We start from the raw sequence: 1,688 nt of genomic DNA, 5'->3' as shown, positions 1-1,688 counted from the left end.
ATCAAGGTTACGGTCGATAGTGCGGGAGGACAGCTTCCCGTACCGGTCTATAACCAGGCCTATAGTGCAAAGTACAAGGCCGAAGGCGGTATCGGCGACTTTACCTTCACGAAGGAAAGCGGAGAGCTGCCGCCGGGGCTGACGCTGGCCTCGAATGGCGAGTTGAGCGGCACGCCGACCAAGTCTGGCCCCTTCAGCTTCACGGTCAAGGCAACCGACACCAATAATGTCAGCGGCACGCGTGAAGAGGAAGTCACGATTGCTGCACCGGAGATTACGCTTGACCTGTCGCAGCTTGTCGATGGCAAGGAGGGGCTTGTCTATGGTCCTGTGCAGGTTACGGCTGGAGGCGGTGCGGAGCCTTATAGCTACAGCTTCGAGAACCTGCCTGAGGGTCTGACGCAGAATGCGGATGGCACAGTCTCGGGTACGCCGACGAAGGCTGGCGCTGCCAGCGTCAAGGTGACTGTGACCGACAAGCATGGCACCGCGGCGAGCCAGACAAAAGAGATCAACATCAAGGCAAAGCCTGAGATCACGCTTGACCTGTCACAGCTTGTCGATGGCAAGCAGGATCTTGCCTATGGCCCGGTCGAGGTGAAGGCAGACAAGGGTACCGAGCCTTACGAGTACAAGATCGAAGGTCTGCCGGAGGGCCTGAAGGCTGAAGGCAACAGGATTTCGGGTACGCCGACGAAGGCTGGAAGCGCCACTGTCACTGTGACGGTGACGGACAAGGATGGTTACGAGAAGTCTGCGACGAAGGAAATCTCAATCAAGGCAAAGCCGACGATCACGGTTGATGTCAGCGGTTTCCATCGTGGCTATGTGGGTGTTGAATACGCTCCTGTCACAGTCAAGGCTTCTGGCAGCGAAGGCCCTTATACCTATAAGTTCAGCGGCCTTCCTGCTGGCCTCAGCGGAGATGAACAGACGGGGATTGTGTCCGGTGTTCCGAGCCAAAGTGGCGGGGGCAGGGTAACGGTCACCGCCGAGGATGCAGATGGTTACAAGGGAGAAGGAAAGGCTGAGTTCGGGATTTGGGCGCCTCCGACCGTGCCGGAACTCCCTGATGCAAAGCAGAACCGTCCTTATTCCCACACTGTCACGAGTTCAGGTGGAACGGGTCGTTATGAGGTTGAAATCTCGGATCTGCCTGAGGGACTGACTGCCAAGGGCAACGCAATCTCGGGTACACCGACGGTGTCAGGCGAGTTCCCTGTCGCCATCAAGCTGACAGACAATGACGGCAACGCGATCCCCCTTTCCAGGACAATCACGATCAAGGCTGCGCCTGAGATCACGCTTGACCTGTCGCAGCTTGTCGACGGCAAGCAGAGCCTTCCCTATGGTCCGGTGAAGGTCACGGCCGGAGGTGGAGCAGAGCCTTATACCTTCAGCTTCGAGAACCTGCCTGAGGGTCTGACGCAGAAGTCGGATGGCACAGTTGCGGGCACGCCGACGGAGGCTGGAAGCGCCACTGTCACTGTGACGGTGACGGACAAGGACGGGTACGAGAAGTCTGCGACGAAAGGAATCTCGATCAAGGAAAAGCCGGCGATCACGGTGACGGCGCTGACGCCAGCCAAGCAGGGCGTTTCCTATAGCCACACGCTGCAGGCGGAGGGCGGTACGTCGCCTTACACGTTCACGGCCGACACGCTGCCGCAGGGTCTGGAGTTGCGGGA

Annotated in this window: 1 protein-coding gene; it reads left to right on the top strand. The window is 58.8% G+C overall.

The genetic code is table 11. From position 1 onward, the window contains the following. The coding region (locus tag ACOWVS_RS23350; protein ID WP_420973182.1) for an Ig domain-containing protein at window positions 1-1,688 on the top strand (1,688 nt) is incomplete at both ends.

It is taken from the genome of Brucella sp. IR068, from assembly GCF_049065885.1.
GTDB classification, from domain to species: Bacteria; Pseudomonadota; Alphaproteobacteria; order Rhizobiales; family Rhizobiaceae; genus Brucella; species Brucella intermedia.
The sequence above is the reverse complement of the archived record's forward strand: the minus strand, read 5'-3'. Positions and strand labels throughout refer to the sequence as shown.